Genomic DNA, 22,863 nt, shown 5'->3' on the forward strand with positions numbered 1-22,863 from the left:
GGCTTCCTGCCGCCGGGTCACAGCTGAGCCCGGCCGCTTCCCTCGATGCGCTCCCGTACCTGCTCCGGTGTCAGATAGGCGTCCGTGTACTCGAAGTCCTTCAGCTTGGCGGGCTTGCGGGCCTGGAAGCCGGTGCGCACGAAGTCGTCACCGGCGATCGCGTTGAGCATCCAGTTCGTCATCACCCGCGCCTTGGCCACCCCGGTGCGCAGGGCCGACCAGTGGTATCCGCGGGCGACCGCCTGGGCGGGCAGACCGTGCAGCTCGATGCCGAGCGGCTTGGAGACCGCGTCGGTGCCGCCGAGGTCCACCACCAGCCCCAGGTCCTTGTGGACGTACGGCCGCATCGGCTGGTTGTGCAGGGTGGCGATGATGTTCTCGGCCACGTGCCGGCCCTGCCGCATCGCGTGCTGCGCGGTGGGCGGGCAGACGGCACCCTCCTGGCCCTTCGCCAGGTCCGGGACGGCGGCGGAGTCGCCCAGCGCGAACACACCGTCGTGGCCCGGCAGGCACATCTCGGCGGTGACCGCGAGCCGCCCCTTGACCGTCTCCGCGCCCAGGGTGGCGATGAGGGGGCTCGCGACCACGCCCGCGGTCCAGATGAGCGTGCGGGTCGGCACCACCCGGCCGTCGGTGAAGGTGACCTCCTCCGCGGCGGCCTTCTCGATGGACACGCCGAGGGAGATGTCGATGCCGCGCCGGCGCAGCACCTCCTGGGCGGCGCGGCCGAGCTTGTCGCCGAGCTCGGGCATCAGCTTCGGGGCGATGTCGATCAGATGCCACTTGATCAGGCTCGGGTCCAGGCGCGGGTAGCGCTTGACGGCGGCGTGCGTGAGGCGTTGCAGACAGGCCGCCGTCTCGGTGCCCGCGTAGCCGCCGCCGACCACCACGAACTGCAGACGGGAGGCCCGCTCGGCCGGATCCTGGCTGGCGTCGGCGAGGTCGAGCTGCGAGATGACGTGGTCGCGGATGTACGCGGCCTCCGCCAGCGTCTTCATCCCGAACGCGTGGTCGGTCAGACCGGGGATGTCGAACGTGCGCGTGATGCTTCCGGGGGCCAGCACGATGTAGTCGTACGGCTCGTTGACGATCTGGTCGGTGATGGTGCGGACGACGCAGACCTTGGCCTTGAGGTCCACGCCGATGGCGCCGCCCGGGATGATCCGGGTGCGGTACTTCTTGCTGCGGCGCAGCGAGAGAGCGATCGACTGGGGCGTCAGCACGCCGGAGGCGACCTGGGGCAGCAGCGGGAGGTAGAGCTGGTAGGCGAACGGCGTCACCAGCGTGACGTCGGCCTCGCCGGGGGCGAGCTTCCTCTCCAGACGGCGGACGCACTCCACGCCGGCGAAACCTGCGCCGACCACAAGGATCCTGGGTCGTGTCACGGTGTTCATTCCTTCCTGCGGCTCCAGGCAGTGTGTCGCGAACGCCATTCGCCTGCCCCTGGATCGCTGCTTCGCACCTCCTCGATCCCACCCCGCCGCCGGGGCTTTGGCGAGCCGGACGAGGCAGGCAGGCGACACCTGCCGACCACCACCATGCCCTGCCCGGGCCAGGAACGCACCGGTCAGGAGTGAACGGGCCGGCGCCCGAGGGGGCCACCCGGCGGGAGAGCGACGTCCCGGCGGTCACCCGGAGCCGCGGACGTGGCACAGCAGCAGGCACACGTCGTCGTCGCGTTCGGAGTCGCTCAGCATCGGATCGAGGATGCTGTCCGCCGAGCCCTCCAGGTCCGAGTCCAACTCGGCGGAGCGGAACGCCCCGAGCGCCGCGGCCAGCCGCTCGATACCCGGGTCTATGCCCCGGGCACGCCGCTCGACCAGCCCGTCCGTGTACAGCGCCAGCGTGGAACCGGGCGCCAGGCGCTCGGTGTGGTCGGCGATCTCCTGCTCGAGCGGGATGCCGAGCATCGCACCGGGCTTGGCGTCCAGGGCCCGCACCCGCCCGTCGGGCGTCCGCAGCACCGGCGGCGGATGGCCCGCGGCGGCCCACGTCATGGTCGGGTCGTCGGGGTGGAAACGGGCGATGACGGCGGTGGCGTACAGATCGGGCTGGAGGTGGTGCAGGAACGTGTGCAGCCGGGTCAGCAGCCGGCCCGGGCTGCCGCCGTCCACGGCGTAGGCGCGCAGGGCGGTGCGCAGCTGACTCATCATCACGGCCGCTCGCAGTCCGTGCCCGGTCACGTCGCCGACCACGGCGATCACCCCGCCGTCGGGCTGGCGGAAGGCGTCGTACCAGTCGCCGCCGATGTTCAGGCCGTGGGTGGCCGGCAGATAACGTGCGGCCAGGCCGAGGCCGGGGGTGGCCGGCAGCTCCGTCAGCAGGGCGCGCTGCAGCGTCTCGGCGATGTCACGGTTCTGCTCGTAGCGCCGGGCGTGGTCGATCGCGATGCTGGCCCGCCGGGTGAGCTCGATCAGCATCACCGCGTCGTCCGGGTCCCAGCGCTCCCCGGGCGGAGAGAGGGTCAGCACGCCCAGCGCCGCGCGCCGGGGCACGAGGGGGATGCACAGCAGGGGGCGGCCCGGATTCAGCATCGACGGCGGCTGGTCGCCGACGCCGGGCAGGCCGCCCGGGTGATCCGCGGCGTACTGCGGCCGTCCGGTGCGGGCCGCGACCACGGCGGCCGCCGGATGGGCGGAGCTGCGGTCGCGGGCCGCGTCCTGGTCGAACAGCCAGACGTCGGCGGTGGCGGCGTACTCCGGCACCAGCAGCTCCGGCAGGCGGCGCACGATCTCGTGGTGGTCGAGCGATGCCGTCAGCACGGCGCTGGCGTCGGCCAGGAACGTCAGCCTGCGACGCGCGTTCTCCGCCTCGGTGCGTGCCTTGCGCTCGGCGGCGAACGCCTCCCGCTGGGCCCGCCCGGCGGCGTCCAGCTCGGCGTGCAGCGCCACGACGCCCTGGTTCGTCTGGTGCAGCTCCTCCCGGTGGAAGGCGACCAGATCCTCCTGCTCCCTGAGCCGGTGGAGCACCAGTGCCGTGTCCTCGTCGGCGTCCAGCAGGGCCTCCGACAGCGCGGCGGGATCGTCCGCCACCGCGTCGCGGCCGGCGCCCTCGGGCGCCTCGGGGCAGGCCACCGCCATCCGCCACGGCGGCTCCCCGGCGGCGCATTCCTCACGCGACGGCGTCACCACCGCGTGCAGCACGCGCTCCCCGGCTCCGGACGGCCCGGACGCGGACGGGCCGGTGTCCAGGGTCAGCCGCCAGGTGCCGCCCTTCGTCAGGCACTGCCGCAGCTGCGCGCCCAGTGAGGCCGCCAGGCGGGTGCGCTCCAGCGGCGGAACACCGTACGCCGCGGCCAGGCGCGCGGTGGCGATACGGGCGCGTGCGGCGTCGGTGACATCGGAGATCTGCCACGTGTGGGTCATGGATGGTCCGGCGGGGTCGGAGTCAGTACGGCCACGGCGGTGTCGTCCCGCACCGGTCGGGCGGAACTGCTGGCGTCGCGTATCGTCACGGCGGCCGTCACCGCCGGGTCCGCAGCCGCGAGGCAGTCGTCCGACGGAGGCGTCCAACGGCTGGGCAGACCGTCGCTGTGCAGGATCAGCAGCCGGTCGTCAGTCCAGGCCGTCTCCTCCTCGCGCACGGTCGTGGGCCGATGGACGCCGACGATGCCGGGCCGGGACAGCAGGGGGCGCCAGACGCCGCCCTCGCGCAGCCGCGCCCCGATGTTGCCGATGCCGGCGAAGCGGAGCCGTCCCGCTCGCGTGTCCACCTGGGCCACCGCGACGGCCGCTCCGCGGGTACCGCCCAGCGCCGCGTCGAGCCGCCGCAGCGCCTCGGCGGGCGTCAGGTGCGCCGCGCCGCGCAGCGCCTCCACCGCCGCGGCCGAGGCGCGGGCCGCCTCGGGACCGTGGCCCAGACCGTCGGCCAGCATCAGCGTCACCCGGTCCTCGGCCCGCACCCACGCCCACGCGTCGCCCGAGTACTCCGCCTCCCCGAAGGGGACGTTCACCCCGCCGGCCCTCACGGCGGCCACCGGGTCCGGACCGCCCCCGGCGGCGCCCCGCGCGGCGTCGCCGACCCGGGCCAGCGCCACCGTGCCCCGGCCCGGGACGCTGTGCAGACCGAAGTCGTCGGCGAGGCGCGCACAGGTACCGAGACCGGCGCCCAGCGACCGGGAGGTGGAGAAGCCGTCGCGTCGCGCGGCGGCCAGATCGGGGATGCCCGGGCCGTGGTCCACCGCCGCCAGCTGCACGAGCCGTGCCGCGTTCCGGCCGCCGGTGAGGGCGGGCGGGTCCACGACGTCGACGAGGAGCCGGCCGCCCCCGGCGTGCTTGAGCAGGTTGGTGGCCAGCTCGGTCGCCACCAGCGCCGCGGCGGCGGTACGCCGTTCGTCCAGCGAGGCCAGGGCCGCCGCGTGCTCCGCCGCCACCCGGGCGTCGCGCACCCGGGTCGAGTCGTGCACGGGCACGTCCCACACGCGTGGCATCAGGACTCCTCCCGCGGCCCCGGCGGCCGGCCCGTCCAGGACGTCACCCGGACGATCGTGCCGGCGCCCGGGCTGCTCTCGATCGCGAACTCGTGGACCAGGCGCCGGGCGCCGCCCAGGCCCATGCCCAGCCCGTCGCCGGACGTGTAGCCGTCACTGAGCGCCTGTTCCAGGTCCGCGATGCCCGGCCCCTCGTCGCTGAAGGTCAGCCGCAGCCCCCGCACACCCCCGCTGACGAGGTGCTGCGTCTCCATCGTGCCGCCGCCGCCGTACACGAGAGTGTTCCGGGCCAGCTCGCTGGCCGCGGTGACCAGCTTGGTCTGGTCCACCAGGCCGAAGCCGAGCTGGGCGGCCGCCTGGCGCACGTGCTGTCGTACCCACACCAGATCCATGTCCGAACGGATCGGCAGGCGGGCCTCAACGCCCGCGGCAGTGTCCATCACGGACTCTCCTGGCGCGTGCCGGCGGAGCGGGACGACGGGGTCGGCCGGGTGAGCAGCTCCATCGCCACCTCGGTGCTGAGCGCGGTGCGCAGCCCCGGCAGCGTCAGACCCAGCTCCACCAGGGTGATGGCCACCGCGGGCCGCATGCCGACCACGACGGTCCGCGCGGCCAGCAGACTGCTCTGCGCGGCGATCTCGGCCAGGACCCGGCCGAGGAAGGAGTCGACGATCTCCACACCGGAGATGTCGATGACCACACCGGTGGCCCCGCTGCGCGCTATGGTCTCGGCGAGGTCCTCCTGGAGCTGATGCGCCGTGCTGTCGTGCAGATCGCCCTGAAGGGTGACCAGCAGGACCTCGCCGAGCCGGAGGACCGGCACATGTCCCGTCACGGGGCCCGGGAACGCCTCGCTCACCGCTCACCCGCACCGTACGGCGTCGGATTGACGATGCCGACCCCGAGCTGGTGCAGGACGTAACCCAGCGCGTCGGCGAGGCTGGACCGGGTGATCACGGTGCCCAGGTCCAGGCCGAGGTGGACCATGGTCTGCGCGATCGCCGGCCGGATCCCGGAGACGATGCACTCCGCGCCCATCAGACGGGCCGCCGCCACCGTCTTCATCAGATGCTGGGCGACCAGGGAGTCGACGGTCGGCACACCGGTGATGTCCAGGATCGCGAAACGCGCCTGCTGGTCGACGATGGCCTCCAGCAGGGTCTCCATCACCACCTGGCTGCGGGCGCTGTCGAGGGTCCCGATCAGCGGGACGGCCACGATGCCGTCCCACAGCTTGATGACGGGCGTGGCCACCTCGAGCAGTTGCAGCCGCTGGCGGTCGATGAGGGCCTGTCCCTCGGTCAGCGCCGTCTGCATCACCACCACCCGCAGGGTGCCCATCAGCACGCTCAGCGTGGTGACACAGGCCCGGGCGTGGTCGGGGGAGGCGTCCGGCAGGTCGGCCAGCAGCAGGTTCTCCACCGGGGGCCGCAGGGCGGCCAGTTCGCTCGACACCTGCGCGGTGCTCAGGCCGGCTCGGGAGCGGGCCGCGCCCATGCGCGCCAACTGTTCGCGCACCGTCGTGAACCCCGCCGCGTCCGGGTCCTCGACCCGCTGGGCGTCCGCCACCTGGGCCAGCGCGTCCACCACGGCCTTCCCCGCCTCCACGGCCTCGTCCCGGGAGAGCGTGAACACGGCGCGGAACAGGGGCTCGTCCGCCCACCGCTGGGCGATCTGTTCCCGGCGGCGCCGCAGGAAGTCCCTGACTTCGTCCGTCGGCGATCCCAGTGTTCCGTCCGCCTCGTGCTCCGGCACTTGATTCACTCCTCATCCGCGGTGCGCCGCACCGGCCGTTGACGGCGGCGCGACGGCGACGTGACTCTGCCGGGCGACAACTGTAACCACCCGCCGACCTCGCACGACACCTGGTTCCGCACGAACGATCCGGTCGAGCGGCAGGTCCCCCGGTCGTCCGACGCGACGCACACCGCTCATGGGAACAGCCGCTCGGACCGCTGGTGCCGGAGTCCGGTTCCGGCCCCTGCCGCCCGAGCGGCTGCCTCCACGGTTGCCGCGGACCGGTCTTCAGGCGTCGGGTTCTGCGCCGTCCGTCGCCTGCTGCGCGTCGACGAGCGCGAGCGCCTCCTCGACGCTCTGCGAGACGGGCACCGTGATGCTGACGCCGGTCAGGTCCAGGATCCGCCGCACCGCCGGGGCGGGGGAGATGATGTGGACGCTGCCGGGAAGGTCGCGGGCCTCCTGGTAGACGCGGAGGATGATGTTCATGCCGGAGGAGTCCATGAACGGGACCGCGGACATGTCCAGCAGGAAGTGCCGCCTGCCGTGGTGCAGCTGGTTGGCCAGGTGGTGCTGGAACTCGGTCGCGGTGTCGACGTCCAGGTAGCCCTCCACCGTGAGCAGCGCGACGTCCTCCCGGGGCAGCGTCACCTCGACGGACAGCGGGTTCTGGGCAATGGGCACGGGTACCTCCAACAAGTGCTGACGGCGGGGACTGGTCACCCCTGTGAGCGAGTTCATGCACGCCGGTTCGGGTGTCTGTGCGGTGATCAAACTCTCATCGCGGCACCCCCCTCTCCTCGGACATGTCCCACCGCGCCGCGCCTACCCGCGAAACCGGCCGCCATACCCGCGGTGCGACGGCCGGGGCCGGGCGACGGTCCTCACCCGACCCGGATGCCCACGATGCACGTGTCGTCGTCGGTGTCCGACCTGCTGTAGGTCAACAGCCGGTCCAGGTGCTGGTCGAGGGTGCTCGGGGCCGGCCGGACGGTGCTCAGCAACTGGGCCAGCGACTCCTCCACGGAGCGGTCGCGGCGCTCGATCAGGCCGTCGGTGTACATCAGCAGGGTGTCCTCCGCCGCCAGTTGGACCTCCGCCTCCTCGTAGGCCGCCTCGGCCACCGCCCCCAGGAGCATCCCCCTGACCAGCGGCAGCGGGTTCGCCTGCGGACCCCGGACCAGCACGGGCGGCAGATGACCCGCCCTGGCCCAGCGCAGCGTCCGCCGTGCCGGGTCGTACAGGCCGCACACCGCCGTGGCGGTGACCGCACCCGTCAGATGGTGCGCCACGATGTTGAGCCACGACAGCAGCTGGCCCGGCCCGGCACCGGTCACCGCAAGACCGCGCAGCGCGTTGCGCAGCACGACCATGCTGGTCGCGGCCTCTATGCCGTGGCCGGCCACGTCGCCCACGCACAGCAGCACCAGCCGGTTGGGCAGCATCACCGCGTCGTACCAGTCGCCGCCCACCAACTGCTCCGTCTCCGCGGGCCGGTAGCGGACGGCCACCTGGAGGTCGGGCACCCGCAGCGGGGCCTGTGCGGGCGGCATGATGGCATGCTGCAGCTGCAGGGTCAGCCGGGCGCGTTCGCTGGCCTGCTGCTCGGTGTGCGCCAGCTGGTCACGCGTCGCGGCGAGCGCCACCTCCGTCCAGTGCTGGGCGGAGATGTCCTGGTACGCACCTCGTACGACGAGCAGACGGCCGTCGGTGTCGAGCACGGGTTCGGCGACGATCCGGATGTGCCGGGTCACCCCGTCGGGACGCTGGAGCCGGAACGCGGCCGAGGCCGGCCGCCGGTGGTGCAGCAGGGTGCGCAGGAACCGGCCGATGGGGACGGCGTCGTCCGGGTGGGCGTGTCCGGGCAGCTCCTCCAGGGGCACGGGGATGCTGGTCGGCGGGCGGCCGTACAGGTCGAACAGCTGCCCGTTCCAGGTGATCTCCCCGGTCAGCACGTTCTCCTCGAAGCCGCCGATCCGGCCGAGGCGCTGGGCGTGCTGGAGCAGACTGGCCAGGCGCGCCGCCTCGTCCTCGATGCGCCATATGAGCAGCACCGCGTTGCCGTGCCGGCTGATGCTGATGTCCGCGACCGCCGACAGCGGCACCTGGTCGACGAGCGCGGTCAGGCTCATGTGCTGGGCCCGGAACGGCTCACCCGTCGCGTACACCCGCTCCACGCGCTGGAAGAGTTCGCTGTCCCCGGCGGCCATCGGATACGCCTCCAGCAGCAGCGCGCCGCCCACGACGGCACGCGGCCGTCCGGCGGGGTCCAGGAAGCGTCTGTTGACGTGCTGGATGCGGAAGTCCACGAGGTGACCGGCACCGTCCAGGTGCGGCACCAGCACCAGGGCGGGGTCGTGCAGCCCGTCGGCCAGGTCCATGAGCTCCACGGCGTCCGGCAGGATCCGCGGCTGGGGACCGGCCCCGTGCGGCGGCGCGTACGTCTCCAGCGTGTGCGCGCACAGCTCGGCCAGGGCCTCCACCTGACGGACGACCTGCGGCGGCTGCGGGGCCAGGGGCACCGGCCAGGCGATCTCCAGCACGCCGTGGAGGCGTCCCCCGGTACCGGCGGGCACGGCGACCCGGCCGCCTTCCGGAAACTGGTGCCGCCCCACGCTGGGCAGCCCGGTCTCGGCCAGGGACGTGATCCACTGCCCGGCGCGTTCCGTCAGACCGCGCCGGGCCACCGTCGCCACGTCCGGCGGGACATAGCGCCAGCGGGTGGCCTCGGCCGGTGAGAACCCCGCGCTGCCCGCCAGGGTGAGCGACCCGTCGGAACCGGCCGCCCAGATCGCCACGGCGGCCGCACCGAGCGGGCGCAGCGCCTGCTCCAGCAGGGCGTCGGCGACGGCCTGGGTGTCGTCCGCGGCCAGCGCACCGCTCTCGGCCGCCCGCAGGCGCACGGCGGCCGACTCGGCCCCGCCGTCCCCCGCGTCGTCGTCGGCGGTGTCGTCCCCGGTCCCGGTGGCGGCGAGGAACGCGTCCGTCACCTCCGACATCCGGTCCCGGGCGGCCTGGTTGATGACGTCGACCGCCAACTCCAGGGGTGTCAGCTGGGCCTGCTCGGCCAGCTCGGCCAGCTGCCGGGCGGCCTGCGCGGGACCGCACCCGAGCCGTTCGACCAGGATGCCCTTGGCGAGTTCGATCAGGGCCCGCCCCTCGGCCTCCGCCTGGGCGGCCCGCACCTCGCGGCTGAGCCGGTCCACCGTGGCCGCCAGCCTGCCCACGGGCGACAGCGGGGGCATTTCGCTCGGGTCGTCGGCCGGCCCGTCGGCGGCGCGGGTCCGTGGCGGAACGGGCGGCGGGGGCGTGGCGGACACGTCCCGCGGCTCGCCGCCGGCCGGTTCGCGCGGCTGCTCGGAGATGCTCACGATGGGGATGCTCCTCGGCTGGGGGCCGGGGCGGAACGCGACACGACACGGCGCGCACCGCCCGGCCCACCGGTGTTCGGGACGGGGGCCGGCGCGCTCATGAGGGCAGCCAGCGCCGGACGCAGGCCATGAGGTCCTGGGTGTCGACGGGCTTGGTGACGTAGTCGCTGGCACCCGAGGCCAGGCTCTTCTCCCGGTCGCCGGGCATCGCCTTCGCCGTGACGGCGATGATCGGCAGCTCGGTGTACTCCGGCATCCGGCGGATCTCGGCCGTCGCCGTGTAGCCGTCCATCTCCGGCATCATCACGTCCATCAGGACCAGTGCCACGTCCGGGTGTTTCACCAGCGTCTCGATGCCCTTGCGCCCGTTCTCCGCGTGCAGGACCCGGAAACCGTGCAGTTCGAGGATGCCGCTGAGCGCGAAGAGGTTGCGCGCGTCGTCGTCGACGACGAGGACCGTGCGGCCGGACGCCCCGTCGGCCGCGGCCTGCGGCGCCGGCCGCTGTGGCTCCTCGACGCGGACCAGGGAGAGCACGTCCCCCGGCTCCTCGGCGGACAGGTGCAGGGCGATCCGCTCGCGCAGCTCGTCGAGGCTGGACAGGAACTCCAGCGCCCCGCCCGGCGCACCGGACCGCAGGCTCTCCTCCAGCGTCGCGTCGGCGCGGTGGCCGCTGTGCACGAGAACCGGCACGCTCGCCAGTGCCGAGTCGCCCCGCAGGGCGTCCAGGAACCGGGTCGCCTCCCCGTCCGGCATGCCCAGCTCCAGGACGACGCAGTGGCACGGATCGGCCGCCAGGGCACCGGCGGCCTCCTGCGCCCCCACGGCCGTGATGACGTCGAGCGGGGGCCGCGCGCCCGCGTCGTCCCGCCCGTGCGTCGTCAGGTCGGCGACCACGCTCTCCGCGACGAGCGTGAGCAGACCGCGCGGCCGTTCCTCCACGACCAGCAGACGCCGGGGACGCTGCCGGTGCCCGCCGATGAGCTCCGGGGCCGACACCGGGCGGTCGAGCACATGGGCCGACGAGTGGGCCGGCGGGTGCTCCGGGGCACGGCCGCGGCCCAGCAGCTCCTCGAAGTCCGGCCGGGCCACGGGCAGGAACAGCGTGAACGTACTGCCCTGGCCCGGCGTGCTGTCCACGGTGACCGCACCGCCGAGCAACTGGGCGATCTCCCGGGTGATGGACAGCCCGAGGCCGGTGCCGCCGTACTTGCGGCTCGTCGTGCCGTCCGCCTGCTGGAACGCCCCGAAGATCGACTCCAGATGCTGCTCCGGGATGCCGATGCCCGTGTCCCTCACCCGGAAGGCCACCACGGCACCGCCCCGGACCACGCCCTGGGGCACCTCCTGGTCCGACGCGGACTCCACGGCCAGCTCCACGCCGCCCCGCTCGGTGAACTTCACCGCGTTGGACAGCAGGTTGCGCAGCACCTGACGCAGCCGCGAGTCGTCGGTGAGGAGGTCCGCCGGCGCACCGGGCGCGGTCGTCACCGTGAAGTCCAGGCCCTTCTGCGTCGTCATGGGCCGGAAGGTCGCCTCGACGTACTCGATGAGCTGCCGCAGCGTGACCCGCTCGGGCGACACGTCCATCTTCCCGGCCTCGACCTTCGACAGGTCGAGGATGTCGTTGATCAGCTGCAGCAGGTCGGAGCCCGCGGAGTGGATGATGCCCGCGTACTCGACCTGCTTCGGGGTGAGGTTGCGCGAGGGGTTCTGGGCGAGCAACTGGGCCAGGATGAGCAGGCTGTTGAGCGGGGTGCGCAGCTCGTGGCTCATGTTCGCCAGGAACTCCGACTTGTACTTCGAGGCCAGCGACAGCTGCTGGGCCCGGGCCTCCAGCTCCTGCCGGGCCTGCTCGATCTGCAGGTTCTTCGCCTCGATGTCCCGGTTCTGCGCCGCGAGCAGGGACGCCTTGTCCTCCAGCTCGGCGTTGGAGCGCTGCAGTTCCTCCTGCTGCACCTGCAACTCGGTCGAGCGGGCCCTGAGTTCCGCCGTCAGACGCTGCGACTCGGCCAGCAGCTCGTCGGTACGGGCGTTGGCCACGATCGTGTTCACGTTGACGCCGATGGTCTCCATCAGCTGGGCCAGGAAGTCCCGGTGGATCTGGGTGAACGGGGTGACCGACGCCAGCTCGATGACGCCGAGGACCTGCCCCTCGACCACGATGGGCACGAGCACCAGGGCGCTGGGCACCACCTGGCCGAGCCCCGAGGAGATGGTCACGTAGCCGGGCGGCAGTTCGTCCACGGTGATGGTCCGCCGGCTGCGCGCCGCCTGGCCGACCAGGGTGCGGCCGAACGGGATGCGCGTGGGTCTGCCGTCGTCGTCGGGATAGCCGTAGGAGCCGACGAGCCGCAGCTCGGGCCCCTCGTCGCCGTCCTCGGCCAGGTAGAAGGCGCCGTACTGGGCCGACACCAGCGGAACCAGCTCGTCCATGATCAGCTCGGCGACCACGGGCAGGTCCCGGTGACCCTGCATCAGGCCGGAGATGCGGGCGAGGTTGGTCTTGAGCCAGTCCTGTTCCTGGTTGGCCCGGGTGGTCTCGCGCAGGGACTGCACCATCGCGTTGATGTTGTCCTTGAGCTCGGCGACCTCGCCGGACGCCTCCACGTTGATGGAGCGGGTCAGATCGCCCTCGGCGACGGCGCTCGTGACCTCGGCGATCGCCCGCACCTGCCGGGTGAGGTTGCCCGCCAGTTCGTTGACGTTCTCCGTCAGCCGCTTCCAGGTGCCGGAGACGCCCTCCACCTCGGCCTGGCCGCCGAGCCGTCCCTCGGTGCCGACCTCGCGCGCGACGCGGGTGACCTCGTCGGCGAAGGCGGAGAGCTGGTCGACCATGGTGTTGATCGTCGTCTTGAGCTCGAGGATCTCGCCGCGGGCGTCCACGTCGATCTTCTTGGAGAGGTCGCCCCGGGCCACCGCCGTCGTCACCAGCGCGATGTTGCGCACCTGGCCGGTGAGGTTGTTGGCCATCGAGTTGACGTTGTCCGTGAGGTCCTTCCAGGTGCCGGCGACGTTCGGCACGTGCGCCTGGCCGCCGAGCCGTCCCTCGGTGCCGACCTCGCGGGCGACGCGCGTGACCTCGTCGGCGAACGCCGAGAGCGTGTCGACCATCGTGTTGATGCCCTCGGCCAGCGCCGCGACCTCGCCCTTGGCCTCCACGGTGATCCGCTGCGACAGGTCGCCCTTGGCCACGGCGGTGGCGACCTGGGCGATGGAACGGACCTGCCCGGTCAGGTTCGACGCCATCACGTTGACGTTGTCGGTGAGGTCCTTCCACGTGCCCGACACGCCGCGCACCTGCGCCTGCCCGCCCAGGTTCCCGGCCGTGCCGACCTCGCGGGCGACGCGGGTGACCTCGTCGGCGAAGGCGGAGAGCTGGTCGACCATCGTGTTGATGGTGTTCTTCAGCTCCAGGATCTCGCCCCGGGCGTCCACGGTGATCTTCTGGGACAGGTCGCCCTCGGCGACGGCGGTCGCCACCTGGGCGACGTTGCGGACCTGGGCGGTGAGGTTGCCCGCCATGAAGTTCACCGAGTCGGTGAGGGCACGCCACGTGCCCTTGACGCCCTGGACGTCCGCCTGACCGCCGAGCCGCCCGTCGGTGCCGACCTCGCGGGCGACGCGGGTGACCTCGTCGGCGAAGGCGGAGAGCTGGTCGACCATCGTGTTGATGGTGTTCTTCAGCTCCAGGATCTCGCCCCGGGCGTCCACGTCGATCTTCTGCGACAGGTCGCCGCGTGCCACGGCCGTGGCCACCTGGGCGATGTCGCGGACCTGGGTGGTGAGGTTGCCCGCCATGGCGTTGACCGAGTCCGTCAGGTCGGCCCAGGTGCCCGAGACCCCCGGCACCCTCGCCTGTCCGCCGAGCGTTCCCTCGGTGCCGACCTCGCGGGCCACGCGGGTGACCTCGGAGGTGAACACGGACAGCTGGTCCACCATGCCGTTGAAGACCTTGGCGATGTCTCCCATCAGCCCGTCCGCGTCGTCCGGCAGGCGGGTCCCGAAGTCCCCGTCCCGCACGGCCGTCAGGCCGGCCAGGAGCCGCCGCAGTTCCTGATCGCCCGGAACCGCATCGCCGGTCCCGGTGCTGTCGCTGGTCATGCGCACCCTCGTTCCGCTCCCCAGGAGTCCTCGGAACCGAGAACTCGGAACCCCTCCGGGCCGATCGGGTGGCCCGGCATGTTTGTGCGTGCATTTCCGCAGTTCAGCGGATCTGCTCGATGAGAAAATACGTCAGAGGCTAACCCAGCCGCCGGACGGGGGACAAAGCGTGGTCGCGCCTTGTGCGGCCCGCTCCGGGAACGGGCCGATACGTGCATGCCGAGCCCCGCCCGGGGTACCCGGACGGGTTCGCCGGCCGCCGGGTCGCCGCCTCCTCGAATGCGACGGCGCGGGCCGGGTATCCGCTGTGGTGGAGCCGCTGCGGCCCAGGAGCCGGAGCGGCCGAGGACTCGTCACCGACGCGGGAGGGAAAGGGGCAGCGTGCCGATGGAGAGCATCTGGTCGTACGCGGCGGACAGCGGCCACGTCGAGGGGCAGGACCTGACGGGCTGCACCGTCGTCGCGAGCGACGGCACCATCGGCCACGTGGACCGGCAGGCCGAACACTTCGGCATGCGGCACCTGGTCGTCGACACCGGCGTCTGGGTCTTCGGCCGGAGCGTGCTCGTGCCGGTCGGGGTGGTCTCGGGCGTCGACCCCGGGGCCCGTACCGTGACGCTGGCCTGCACCAGGGCGGAGATCAAGGCCGCGCCCCGCTTCCGGACCGACAGCGAGACGATGGACCGGGAGTATCTGGCGGCCGTCGGCGACTACTACCACCGGTTGCCGCCGCGGGAGACCTCCGCGAACTGACCCCCATGCCTGACGACAGCACGGCGGAAGCCAGGGACACCACGCACATGGAACCAGACCACGGGACCACCACGGCCGAAACCGGCAGCGCGCCGGTCCGTACCCCGGCGCAGGGCGTCGTGACCAGCGCGGCGGAGGCCCGGGGGCACGCGGAGTCGGTGGTGCGCGCACAGTGGGAGGAGCTGGGCGGCAGGGCGCGGGACGAGGACGTCATCGACCTGCTGCTCGTCGTCTCCGAACTCGTCACCAACGCCATCCGGCACGGCGGCGGACTCGCCGGGTTCGAGGTCCGGCCGGTGGACGACGGGGTCTGGATCGCCGTCCGGGACCACAGCTCCGCCGTGCCCCGGGCCGCCTACGCGTTCCCCACCCGGCACCGGGGCAGCGGATACGGCTGGCCGCTGGTGGCCCGTCTGGCGCGGGACATCGCCGTCGAACCGCGTCCTGGGGGCGGCAAGACGATCAGCGTGCTGGTGCCGGTGCGGGCCGCAGGGGAGCGATGAGGAGCACGGTCACCAGGGGAGGAAGACGTGGATGTCCTTGCCGTGCTCGCCGCTGACGACGCTCACCTGGTCGGACAGCGTGTGGATCAGGTGCCAGCCGATGCCTCCACCGCCGCTGCTCGGGTGGAAGGGGCGCGGCGCGGGCTCGGTCGTGCTGGTGTCGTGCATGACCACGTGCACGCCGTCGAAGGTCCGGCGCAGGCGCAGCTGGAAGGGACCCGGGGCGTACTGCACCGCGTTGGCGGCCAGTTCCGTGACGACCAGCAGGATGTCGTCCCAGTGCTCGGGTGCCGACGGCGGTGACACCCGGGCCAGGTCGTAGAGGAATTCCTCCGCGACGAGGCGCGCACCGGTCACATTGTGCAGCTCCCCGGTGAAGCTGGCGGTGCGGCTCGTGATCTCCTCGGAAGCCAGTGTCCTGTCCCAACGCGACTCGGCTGCCATGTCGCCTTCCCGGCCCGGCACCAGCCGGGCAGTCGTCCTCTGCCTTGCCCTTCTCCTCGTTTGTTAGTTCCCGAGCGCGCGGAGGCTACGCGCGAGGAAACTACCCGCTACCGGAGGAACACGTTGTCCGAGTCGTCCCAGCCGGCCGGATCGTCCGGCGGGGGAGGAGGCCGCCGGCGCGAGCGGGCCTCGTACATCGCGTCGATCTCGAACGCGTAGGTCCGCACGATCTCGTCCCGCCGCAGCTTCATCGAGGGCGTCAGCAGCCCGCCCGCCACGTCGAAGGGCTCCGGCAGGACCCGGAAGACCCGGATGGACTCCGACCGCGAGACGGCACTGTTGGCCGCGGCGACCGCCCGCGCGACCTCCTCCCGCAGGGCGTTCTCCTCACGCGCCTCCCGGACCGGTGCCTCGCCCTGCAGCGCCAGGCCCGCCCGCCAGTGCGTCAGGAAATCCGGGTCCAGCGTGATCAGCGCGCCGACACAGGGCCGGTTGTCTCCGACCACCACCGCCTGGTGGACGAGCGGATGCATCCGCAGCCGTTGCTCCAGGGCGGCCGGGGCCACGCTCTTGCCGCCGCTGGTGATGATGATGTCCTTCTTGCGGCCGGTGATCGCCAGATAGCCCTCGTCGTCCAGGTATCCGAGGTCCCCGGTGGCCAGCCAGCCGCCGTGCAGCACCCTCTGGGTGGCGTCCTCGTCCCCGACGTACCCCTGGAACACCGACGGCCCGCGCACCAGGATCTCCCCGTCGTCGGCGACCCGGACCTCCGACCCCGGCAGCGGCTGCCCCACGGTGCCGGACTTCTCCCGGCCCAGCGGCTGCATCGTCAGCCCGCCGCTGGTCTCCGTCAGCCCGTAGCCGTCGTGGACGTAGATGCCGATGCCCTCGTAGAACAAGGACAGGTCGCGGCTCAGCGGCGAACCGCCGGACGTGGCGCGCCGCACCCGGCCGCCGAGCGCGGCCCGCAGCCGGCGGTACACCGTCCGCTCGAACAGGGCGTGCTGGAGCCGCAGGTCGAACCCGGGTCCCGAGCCCCTGCCCAGCCGCCGGCGTTCCGTGGCCGCGGCGAAGTCCCGCGCCGTGTCGGCCGCCCGCTCGAACAGCGCCCCGCGGCCCTCACACTGGGCCGTGCGCAGGAAGTTCTTGTAGATCTTCTCGAAGACCGACGGGACGGCGTAGAAGTACGTGGGCCGGAAGGAGTGCAGCGCCGAGGACAGCGCCTCCTCGCTCGTCGCGGGCTCGTGCCCCATCAGCAGACCGCCCCGTACGCACAGGCCCTGGACCATCAGCCCGTACACGTGGGAGAAGGGCAGGAAGGCGAGGACGGCACCCTGCTCACCCGGGGGCGCCGCCGTGTGGCCCCAGCCGGCCAGCAGGGTGTCGCAGGGACTGGCCAGGCTGCGGTGGCTCAGCGCGCAGCCCATGGCCCGCCCGGAGGTCCCCGAGGTGTAGGCGACGGCAGCGGTGGAGTCGGGCAGCACGATGCGGCGCATGGAGTCGACCGTGGGGTGCGGGATGAACTCGCCGCGCGCCACGAGATCGTCCAGCGCGCCCGCGTCGAGTTGCCAGACGTGGCGCAGCGCCGGCAGCGAGGCGCACACCGAGCCCACGGTCATCACGCTCTGTTCGTCCTCGACGACCACGGCCACGCAGCCGGCGTCCCGCAGGATCCACTCGACCTGGTCGCGCGAGGAGGTCGGATAGATCGGGACGACCTCGGCGCCCACCGTCCACAGCGCGTAGCTGAGCACCGTCCACTCGTACCGGGTGCGGGCCAGGATCGCCACGCGCTCGCCCGGTGAGATGCCGGACGCGATCAGCCCCTTGGCCACATCGACCACCTGGTCGCGGAATTCCACGGCCGTCACCTCCTCCCAGACGGAGGAGTCCGGACCGGAGCGGCGGGCGAGCACCGGCAGGGCCGGACTGCGGGTGGCCGTCTCGAAGACGCTGTCGGCGAGCCCGCCGGTCAGTAGCGCGGCGGCCGGGGGAGCGAGAGCGAGGTCGCGCATGCGCTGCTCCTGACGTGTACGGGGTGTGACCGGGCCGACGGGCACCGTCATCGGCGGTGCTCGAATCTAGCCGAGGAGACGGCGGCTGGGGACCGGGACGGCAGAAGTGTTCCCGGCTCGGTGATCTCGCCCGATGGGGGGACTCGGACGGCATGAGCTATACGAACCCCGACCCCGACCCCGACCGCACTCCCGGCCTGGAGCCAGGAGGCGGCGTACCGCCCGGCGAGACCCCGCCGGCGGAGAGCAGCATGCCCGAGGCGGGCCCCCAGGAGGTGCACAACCCTCCGAAGGGCTGGGCCAAGGGACCGCTGGCGCTGATCCTCGCCCTCGTGGTGCTCGTCGCCATCGGCTTCCTGGCGTACGCCATCGTCCTGATGCTCTGACCGGCCGTGCCGGACCCGTGACGGAACGGGCGCCTCACGCCGCCTGCGTACGGCGTACGCACTCGGTGACGACGTCCCGCAGGTTGCCGGTGCGTTCCAGCAGTTCCCGCTGGATCCGGGCGCCGTTGCCGCACCGCAGCAGCCGGGCGGCGGACTCCCGCGCCCGGTCCAGGTCCCCGTCTGCCGCCAGCGCTTCCCCGACGTGTTCCAGCAGCGCCCGGACGACCGCTTCGGCGGGCATGCGCCGCATGGTCGCGGGGTGGAGCAGCTCGCTCGTCAGGCCGGACCGGGCCGCCCGCCAGGCCGCGAGGCGCAGCAGGCTCACGCTGTGCTCGGCCGGCTCCCGGCCCTCACGCCACTCGCGTGCGGCGGTGTCGACCAGCGCGCGGGCGAGGGCCGCGATGAGGACGGCGGTCTCGGCGTGCAGGCAGACGTCGGCGACCCGGAACTCCACGGTGGGGTACCGCTGGGACAGCCGGACGTCGAAGTAGATCATTCCCTCGTCGAGGATGGTGCCGGTGGCGACCATGTCCGCCACTCGCCGGTGGTAGCGCTCCGCCGAGCCGAACAGCTCCGTCGGGCCGGCCGACGGCCAGCGCTGCCAGACCCGGCTGCGGTAGCTGCTGTAGCCCGAGTCCTTGCCCTGCCAGAACGGCGAGTTCGCGCTGAGCGCCGCGAGCACCGGGAGCCAGGGCCGCACCCGGTCGATGACCGCCACGCCTTCCTCGTCGGACTCCACCGACACATGCACATGACAGCCCAGTACGAGCTGCTCGTGGACCACGACGCCGTACTGGTCGGCCATCCACTGGTAGCGGCGGTTCACGCCGACGGCGGGGCTGACGGGCAGAGGAGAGGTGGCGAGCGCGGCGACGGTGCACCCTATCTCCCCGGCGAGCCGCGCGGCCTCCTTCCGGCAGCGGACGATCTCCGCGTGCAGACGCTCCAGGTCCGCCTGCGGATGCGTGGCGAACTCGAGCATCTGTTCGTGCAGTTCCTTCTCGAAGACGTCCTGGTCGCCGCCGTTGTGCGAGACCCGGGCGAGGACCGCGGCGGACAGCGCCCGCGGATCGCCGGTCTCGGGGTTCACCAGGAGGAGCTCCTCCTCGACTCCGACGGTGCGCAACGTGATGCCGCCTTTCTGTGGCCCTTCCGCGACGACGAGGATTTCCCCGGTCGTAGGACCCCACTGCCCCGTCGGGCCGGTCGGACACCTGCGTCGCGCCGACGGGTCTCACGGAGCGAGCGGCATCAGCCACACCGTGGCCAGCGGAGGCAGCGTGAGCCGGACGCACCCGTCCTCCGGCTTGACCGGGTCGGGGTTGGTGACGTCGCTGCCGCCGTACCGCGCGGCGTCCGTGTTCAGGACCTCCTGCCAGGCGGTGACGTCCCCGGGCACGTCGAGCCGGTACTCGTGCCGGACGACCGGGGAGAAGTTCGACACCGCGAGCAGCGGTGCGCCCTCCGCGTCGAACCGCAGGAACGCGAACACGTTGTCGTCGGCGGCGTCCACGGCCACCCAGCGGAAGCCGGCCGGATCGGTGTCGCGCTGCCACAGGGCCGGGGTGGCGCGGTAGCGGGCGTTGAGATCGCGCACCAGGTCCCGCACCCCGCGATGGTCGCCCGCCGAGTGGTAGTCGTCGTCGAGCAGCCACCACTCGGGACCGTGCTTCTCGGACCACTCGGCTCCCTGGGCGAACTCCTGTCCCATGAACAACAGTTGCTTGCCGGGGTGGGCCCACATGAACCCGAAGTAGGCGCGGACGTTCGCGCGCCGCTGCCACCAGTCGCCCGGCATCTTCGACACCAGCGCCTGCTTGCCGTGCACCACCTCGTCGTGGGAGATCGGCAGGACGTAGTTCTCGCTGTACGCGTACACCATCGAGAAGGTCATCTCGTGGTGGTGGTACTTGCGGTGCACCGGCTCGTGCGCGATGTACTCCAGCGAGTCGTGCATCCAGCCCATGTTCCACTTGAAGCCGAAGCCGAGGCCGCCGGTGTCGGTCGGCCGCGTCACCCCGCCCCACGCGGTCGACTCCTCCGCGATCGTCACCACGCCGGGGCAGCGGCGGTAGACGGTCGCGTTCATCTCCTGCAGGAACGCCATCGCCGCCAGGTCCTCCCGCCCGCCGTACACGTTGGGCTCCCACTGGCCGGAGTCGCGCGAGTAGTCCAGGTAGAGCATGGACGCGACGGCGTCGACGCGCAGCCCGTCGATGTGGAACTCCTCGCACCAGTACACGGCGTTCGCCACCAGGAAGTTGCGCACCTCCGTGCGGGCGAAGTCGAAGGTGTACGTCCCCCAGTCCGGGTGCTCCGCGCGCCGCGAGTCCCCGGGCTCGTACAGCGGGTCCCCGTCGAAGCGGGCCAGCGCCCAGTCGTCCTTCGGGAAGTGCGCCGGCACCCAGTCCATGATCACGCCGATGCCGGCCCGGTGGAAGGCGTCGACCAGGTACCGGAAGTCGTCGGGCGAGCCGAGCCGCGCGGTCGGCGCGTAGAAGCCGGTGACCTGGTAGCCCCAGGACGGTCCGAAGGGGTGCTCGGCGACCGGCATCAGCTCGACGTGGGTGAAGCCGAGGTCCTTCACGTACGAGGGGAGCACCTCCGCGAGCTCGCGGTAGGTCAGCCCCGGCCGCCAGGACGGCAGGTGCACCTCGTACACGGAGAACGGGGCCTCGTGCGGGTGCGTACCGGCCCGTGACCGCATCCACTGCGCATCGCCCCACTCGTAGTGCGACGCCGTCACGACGGACGCCGTGTCGGGCGGCTCCTGCGTCCGCCGCGCCATCGGGTCGGCCTTGAGGAACCGGTGGCCGTACCGGGAGTGGATCTCGAACTTGTACCGGGCGCCCTCGCCGATGCCGGGCAGGAACAGCTCCCACACGCCGGACGAGCCGAGCGAGCGCATCGGGAACGCCGTGCCGTCCCAGTAGGTGAAGTCACCGGCGACGCGGACCCCCTGGGCGTTGGGCGCCCACACCGTGAAGCGGGTGCCGGCCACGCCCTGGTGGGTCATCGGCTCCGCGCCGAGAGCCCGCCACAGCTGCTCGTGCCGGCCCTCGGAGACCAGGTGGAGATCGAACTCGCCGAGAGCGGGCAGGAACCGGTAGGGGTCGTGCACCTCGTACTCGGCGTCCTCGTACCTCACGACGAGGGTGTAGGCGGGGATCTCCGCCAGCGGCAGCACGCCGGAGAAGAGGCCGTCCTCCTCCGAGGTGAGGGCGTGGCGCTCGCCGTCGACCAGCACGCTCACCCCGCGGGCGAAGGGCCGCAGCGCCCGGAAGGCGATGCCGCCGGGAACCGGGTGGGCGCCGAGCAGCGCGTGCGGGTCGTGGTGGGCGCCCGCCAGCAGGCGCCCGCGATCGGCCGGGTCCAGCTCGGGGGCGGTCCCGCACGGCCCGGTCACCGACGGGACGGGGCCGGACGGCTCGGGGAGCGAGGTGTCACGGAGGGCCACGGGTCAGTCTCCTCTCACGGCGAGTCGTTCGATCGCCGCCATGGGAACGGGAAGCCAGTCGGGGCGGTGCCGCGCCTCGTACAGCACCTCGTAAACGGCCCGGTCCGTCTCGTAGGCGCGCAGCAGGCCGTGCTTCTTGCGCGGATCCCACCCGGCGCGGGCCGCGTAGCCCGCGCAGTAGGCCTCGCGGCAGCGGCGCGCCCACTCGGGGCGCCACGGGCGGCGCTGCCGGGCGGCATAGTCGAAGGAGCGCAGCATGCCCGCGATGTCCCGCACGGGGGAGTGGGCGCTGCGCCGTTCGGTGAGCGGGCGGGACGGCTCGCCCTCGAAGTCGATGACGAACCAGTCGCGGCCCGCCCGCAGCACCTGTCCCAGGTGCAGGTCGCCGTGGATGCGCTGAGCGGGTGGCCCCACGTCGCAGGTGGTCAGCGCGGCGAACGCGGCCCGCAGCCGGGGGACGAAGGGCCGCAGTGCGGGGACGCAGTGTGCGGCGTCGGTCAGCCGCTCGGTCATCGCCGTCGCCGTCCGGCCGTTCTCCCCGGGGGCGGCGGCCGGGAAGGCCGAGGCCAGCGCGAGATGCACGTCGGCCGTGGCCCGGCCCAGCTCGTGGGCCTGCGCGGTGAAGTCGTCCCCGCCGGCCAGCGCGTCGAGGGCGAGCGTCCAGCCGTCGGTGGCGTCGTGGAGGAACGGCTGCAGCACGCCGAGCGTCGCCTCGTACGGGTGGCTCGTGCGGAACCAGGCCACAGGGGCGGGGACCCGGTCGCAGCCCTGCAGGGCCAGCGCGGCCGGCACCTCCAGGTCGGGGTTGACGCCGGGCTGGATGCGCCGGAACACCTTCAGGATGAACTCGTCGCCGTACACCAGCGAGGAATTGGACTGCTCGGCGTCCAGCAGCCGCGGCGCGAGCCCCGCGGGCACCGGCCGGGCCGGGTCCGCGTCGAAGCGCAGGGGACCCGCCTTGCCGGGGTGCCGCAGCCGTTCCAGGAGGAGCTGGGCCGTCCGAGGATCCTGCAGCGCGTCGTACACCGTCAGACCCGCCAGCGAGCCGTCCTGCACCTGGCCGATGAGCGCACGGCCCAGGCGCGGCGAGGGCTGCGTGCGCAGACCGAGCAGCAGCTGGTAGCAGTCGCCGCCCGGGGGAGTGACGCCCGGGGCGGGCACGGTGCCGAGACCGGTGTGGACCAGCAGATGCAGACAACCCGGGAACAGCTCGGTCATCGACAGCAGGCCGAGGTCGGCGACGGGCCGGTCCTTGCCCGCGAACCAGCGCTGACGGGGCAGCCACTCACGCAGCAGCCCGCCGAGCGACGCCATGGGCTCGGCGAGATGCGTACGTCTCGGGCGCAGGGGTGCGGTCTTCGGCATGGTGACGCGTCCTTTCCTCGGCCCACGCTCACACTCGGCGGCCGATGCGGGATGCGACTCGGGTGAGCCGGAACCAGTAGAAGCCGTGGCCTCCGAGGGTCAGCAGGTACGGCAGTTCGCCGATGGCGGGGAAGCGGACACCACCGAACAGTTCCACCGGATGGCGCCCGGCGAACTCGCGCAGGTCGAGCTCGGTGGGCTGCGCGAACCGCGCGAAGTTGTTCACGCACAGCACCAGGTCGTCCTCGTACTCGCGCAGGAAGGCCAGCACCGCCGGGTTGGAGGACGGCAGTTCGGTGTA

General features: G+C 72.7%; 18 protein-coding genes. 3 read left to right on the top strand and 15 right to left on the bottom strand.

The annotated features are described in order from the left end of the window. Positions 1-17: 17 nt before the first annotated feature. From IE260_RS17090 to IE260_RS17130, 9 genes are all read right to left on the bottom strand, one after another. Entirely contained in the window at positions 18-1,394 is a 1,377-nt protein-coding gene (locus IE260_RS17090; RefSeq protein WP_189872693.1) for an NAD(P)/FAD-dependent oxidoreductase, read from the bottom strand. A 234-nt stretch (positions 1,395-1,628) separates the two neighbouring features. Then, entirely contained in the window at positions 1,629-3,365 is a 1,737-nt protein-coding gene (locus tag IE260_RS17095; RefSeq protein ID WP_189872695.1) for a PP2C family protein-serine/threonine phosphatase, read from the bottom strand. Continuing rightward, the gene (locus IE260_RS17100) at positions 3,362-4,429 is read right to left on the bottom strand and encodes an ATP-binding SpoIIE family protein phosphatase (protein WP_189872697.1); all 1,068 of its coding nucleotides are present in this window, start codon (positions 4,427-4,429) and stop codon (positions 3,362-3,364) included. Before IE260_RS17100 ends, IE260_RS17095 begins: the two co-directional genes overlap by 4 nt. Beyond that, on the bottom strand, positions 4,429-4,869 hold the full coding sequence (locus IE260_RS17105; protein WP_189872752.1) for an anti-sigma regulatory factor: 441 nt from the start codon (positions 4,867-4,869) through the stop codon (positions 4,429-4,431). The genes IE260_RS17100 and IE260_RS17105 overlap by 1 nt, the downstream gene beginning before the upstream one ends. Next, positions 4,869-5,288, bottom strand: coding sequence for an STAS domain-containing protein (locus IE260_RS17110; protein WP_189872699.1), 420 nt, complete (start codon positions 5,286-5,288; stop codon positions 4,869-4,871). The genes IE260_RS17105 and IE260_RS17110 overlap by 1 nt, the downstream gene beginning before the upstream one ends. Beyond that, entirely contained in the window at positions 5,285-6,184 is a 900-nt protein-coding gene (locus IE260_RS17115; protein ID WP_189872701.1) for an STAS domain-containing protein, read from the bottom strand. Before IE260_RS17115 ends, IE260_RS17110 begins: the two co-directional genes overlap by 4 nt. 270 nt (positions 6,185-6,454) lie before the next feature. After that, positions 6,455-6,850 carry an STAS domain-containing protein gene (locus IE260_RS17120; RefSeq protein WP_189872702.1) on the bottom strand — a complete coding sequence of 132 codons (396 nt, stop codon included), beginning with the start codon at positions 6,848-6,850 and terminating at the stop codon, positions 6,455-6,457. 200 nt (positions 6,851-7,050) lie between these two features. Beyond that, entirely contained in the window at positions 7,051-9,537 is a 2,487-nt protein-coding gene (locus tag IE260_RS17125) for a SpoIIE family protein phosphatase (protein ID WP_189872704.1), read from the bottom strand. Positions 9,538-9,634: 97 nt separating this feature from the next. After that, positions 9,635-13,639 carry a hybrid sensor histidine kinase/response regulator gene (locus tag IE260_RS17130; RefSeq protein ID WP_189872706.1) on the bottom strand — a complete coding sequence of 1,335 codons (4,005 nt, stop codon included), beginning with the start codon at positions 13,637-13,639 and terminating at the stop codon, positions 9,635-9,637. Positions 13,640-14,026: 387 nt separating this feature from the next. Here IE260_RS17130 and IE260_RS17135 point away from each other — a divergent pair, with 387 nt between their 5' ends. Continuing rightward, positions 14,027-14,392 (top strand): PRC-barrel domain-containing protein, encoded by a 366-nt coding sequence (locus IE260_RS17135; RefSeq protein WP_189872708.1) that lies wholly within the window; start codon positions 14,027-14,029, stop codon positions 14,390-14,392. Between the two features lie 47 nt (positions 14,393-14,439). Continuing rightward, positions 14,440-14,895 (top strand): ATP-binding protein, encoded by a 456-nt coding sequence (locus tag IE260_RS17140; protein WP_229880831.1) that lies wholly within the window; start codon positions 14,440-14,442, stop codon positions 14,893-14,895. Positions 14,896-14,904: 9 nt separating this feature from the next. On the opposite strand, the gene IE260_RS17145 is transcribed toward IE260_RS17140, so the two are convergent. After that, on the bottom strand, positions 14,905-15,339 hold the full coding sequence (locus IE260_RS17145) for an ATP-binding protein (RefSeq protein WP_189872710.1): 435 nt from the start codon (positions 15,337-15,339) through the stop codon (positions 14,905-14,907). A gap of 107 nt (positions 15,340-15,446) precedes the next feature. After that, positions 15,447-17,354: an AMP-dependent synthetase/ligase gene (locus IE260_RS17150; RefSeq protein WP_189872711.1), complete on the bottom strand. Its 1,908-nt coding sequence runs from the start codon at positions 17,352-17,354 to the stop codon at positions 15,447-15,449. Between the two features lie 152 nt (positions 17,355-17,506). On the opposite strand from IE260_RS17150, the gene IE260_RS17155 reads away from it, so the two are divergent. Beyond that, positions 17,507-17,740 carry a DUF6480 family protein gene (locus IE260_RS17155; protein ID WP_189872713.1) on the top strand — a complete coding sequence of 78 codons (234 nt, stop codon included), beginning with the start codon at positions 17,507-17,509 and terminating at the stop codon, positions 17,738-17,740. Positions 17,741-17,774: 34 nt separating this feature from the next. Here the strand turns inward: IE260_RS17155 and IE260_RS17160 are convergent, their stop codons facing one another. The 4 genes from IE260_RS17160 to IE260_RS17175 form a co-directional block, all read right to left on the bottom strand. Further along, positions 17,775-18,866 carry a glutamate--cysteine ligase 2 gene (locus IE260_RS17160; protein ID WP_189872715.1) on the bottom strand — a complete coding sequence of 364 codons (1,092 nt, stop codon included), beginning with the start codon at positions 18,864-18,866 and terminating at the stop codon, positions 17,775-17,777. A 108-nt stretch (positions 18,867-18,974) separates the two neighbouring features. Then, entirely contained in the window at positions 18,975-21,197 is a 2,223-nt protein-coding gene (glgB, locus tag IE260_RS17165; RefSeq protein ID WP_189872717.1) for a 1,4-alpha-glucan branching enzyme, read from the bottom strand. A 3-nt stretch (positions 21,198-21,200) separates the two neighbouring features. Continuing rightward, positions 21,201-22,562, bottom strand: coding sequence for a maltokinase N-terminal cap-like domain-containing protein (locus tag IE260_RS17170; protein ID WP_189872719.1), 1,362 nt, complete (start codon positions 22,560-22,562; stop codon positions 21,201-21,203). Between the two features lie 28 nt (positions 22,563-22,590). Next, on the bottom strand, positions 22,591-22,863 hold a 273-nt coding region (locus IE260_RS17175; protein WP_229880832.1), incomplete at its 5' end, for an alpha-glucosidase C-terminal domain-containing protein.

The organism is Streptomyces viridiviolaceus, from assembly GCF_014650995.1.
Classification (GTDB): Bacteria; Actinomycetota; Actinomycetes; order Streptomycetales; family Streptomycetaceae; genus Streptomyces; species Streptomyces viridiviolaceus.

Excerpts from the sequence above, each read along its gene's own strand:
- IE260_RS17090 (WP_189872693.1), bottom strand. The coding sequence starts at position 1,394 with ATGAACACCGTGACACGACCCAGGATCCTTGTGGTCGGCGCAGGTTTC.
- IE260_RS17095 (WP_189872695.1), bottom strand. The coding sequence starts at position 3,365 with ATGACCCACACGTGGCAGATCTCCGATGTCACCGACGCCGCACGCGCC.
- IE260_RS17100 (WP_189872697.1), bottom strand. The coding sequence starts at position 4,429 with ATGCCACGCGTGTGGGACGTGCCCGTGCACGACTCGACCCGGGTGCGC.
- IE260_RS17105 (WP_189872752.1), bottom strand. The coding sequence starts at position 4,869 with ATGGACACTGCCGCGGGCGTTGAGGCCCGCCTGCCGATCCGTTCGGAC.
- IE260_RS17130 (WP_189872706.1), bottom strand. The coding sequence starts at position 13,639 with ATGACCAGCGACAGCACCGGGACCGGCGATGCGGTTCCGGGCGATCAG.
- IE260_RS17135 (WP_189872708.1), top strand. The coding sequence starts at position 14,027 with ATGGAGAGCATCTGGTCGTACGCGGCGGACAGCGGCCACGTCGAGGGG.
- IE260_RS17140 (WP_229880831.1), top strand. The coding sequence starts at position 14,440 with ATGGAACCAGACCACGGGACCACCACGGCCGAAACCGGCAGCGCGCCG.
- IE260_RS17145 (WP_189872710.1), bottom strand. The coding sequence starts at position 15,339 with ATGGCAGCCGAGTCGCGTTGGGACAGGACACTGGCTTCCGAGGAGATC.
- IE260_RS17150 (WP_189872711.1), bottom strand. The coding sequence starts at position 17,354 with ATGCGCGACCTCGCTCTCGCTCCCCCGGCCGCCGCGCTACTGACCGGC.
- IE260_RS17155 (WP_189872713.1), top strand. The coding sequence starts at position 17,507 with ATGAGCTATACGAACCCCGACCCCGACCCCGACCGCACTCCCGGCCTG.
- IE260_RS17170 (WP_189872719.1), bottom strand. The coding sequence starts at position 22,562 with ATGCCGAAGACCGCACCCCTGCGCCCGAGACGTACGCATCTCGCCGAG.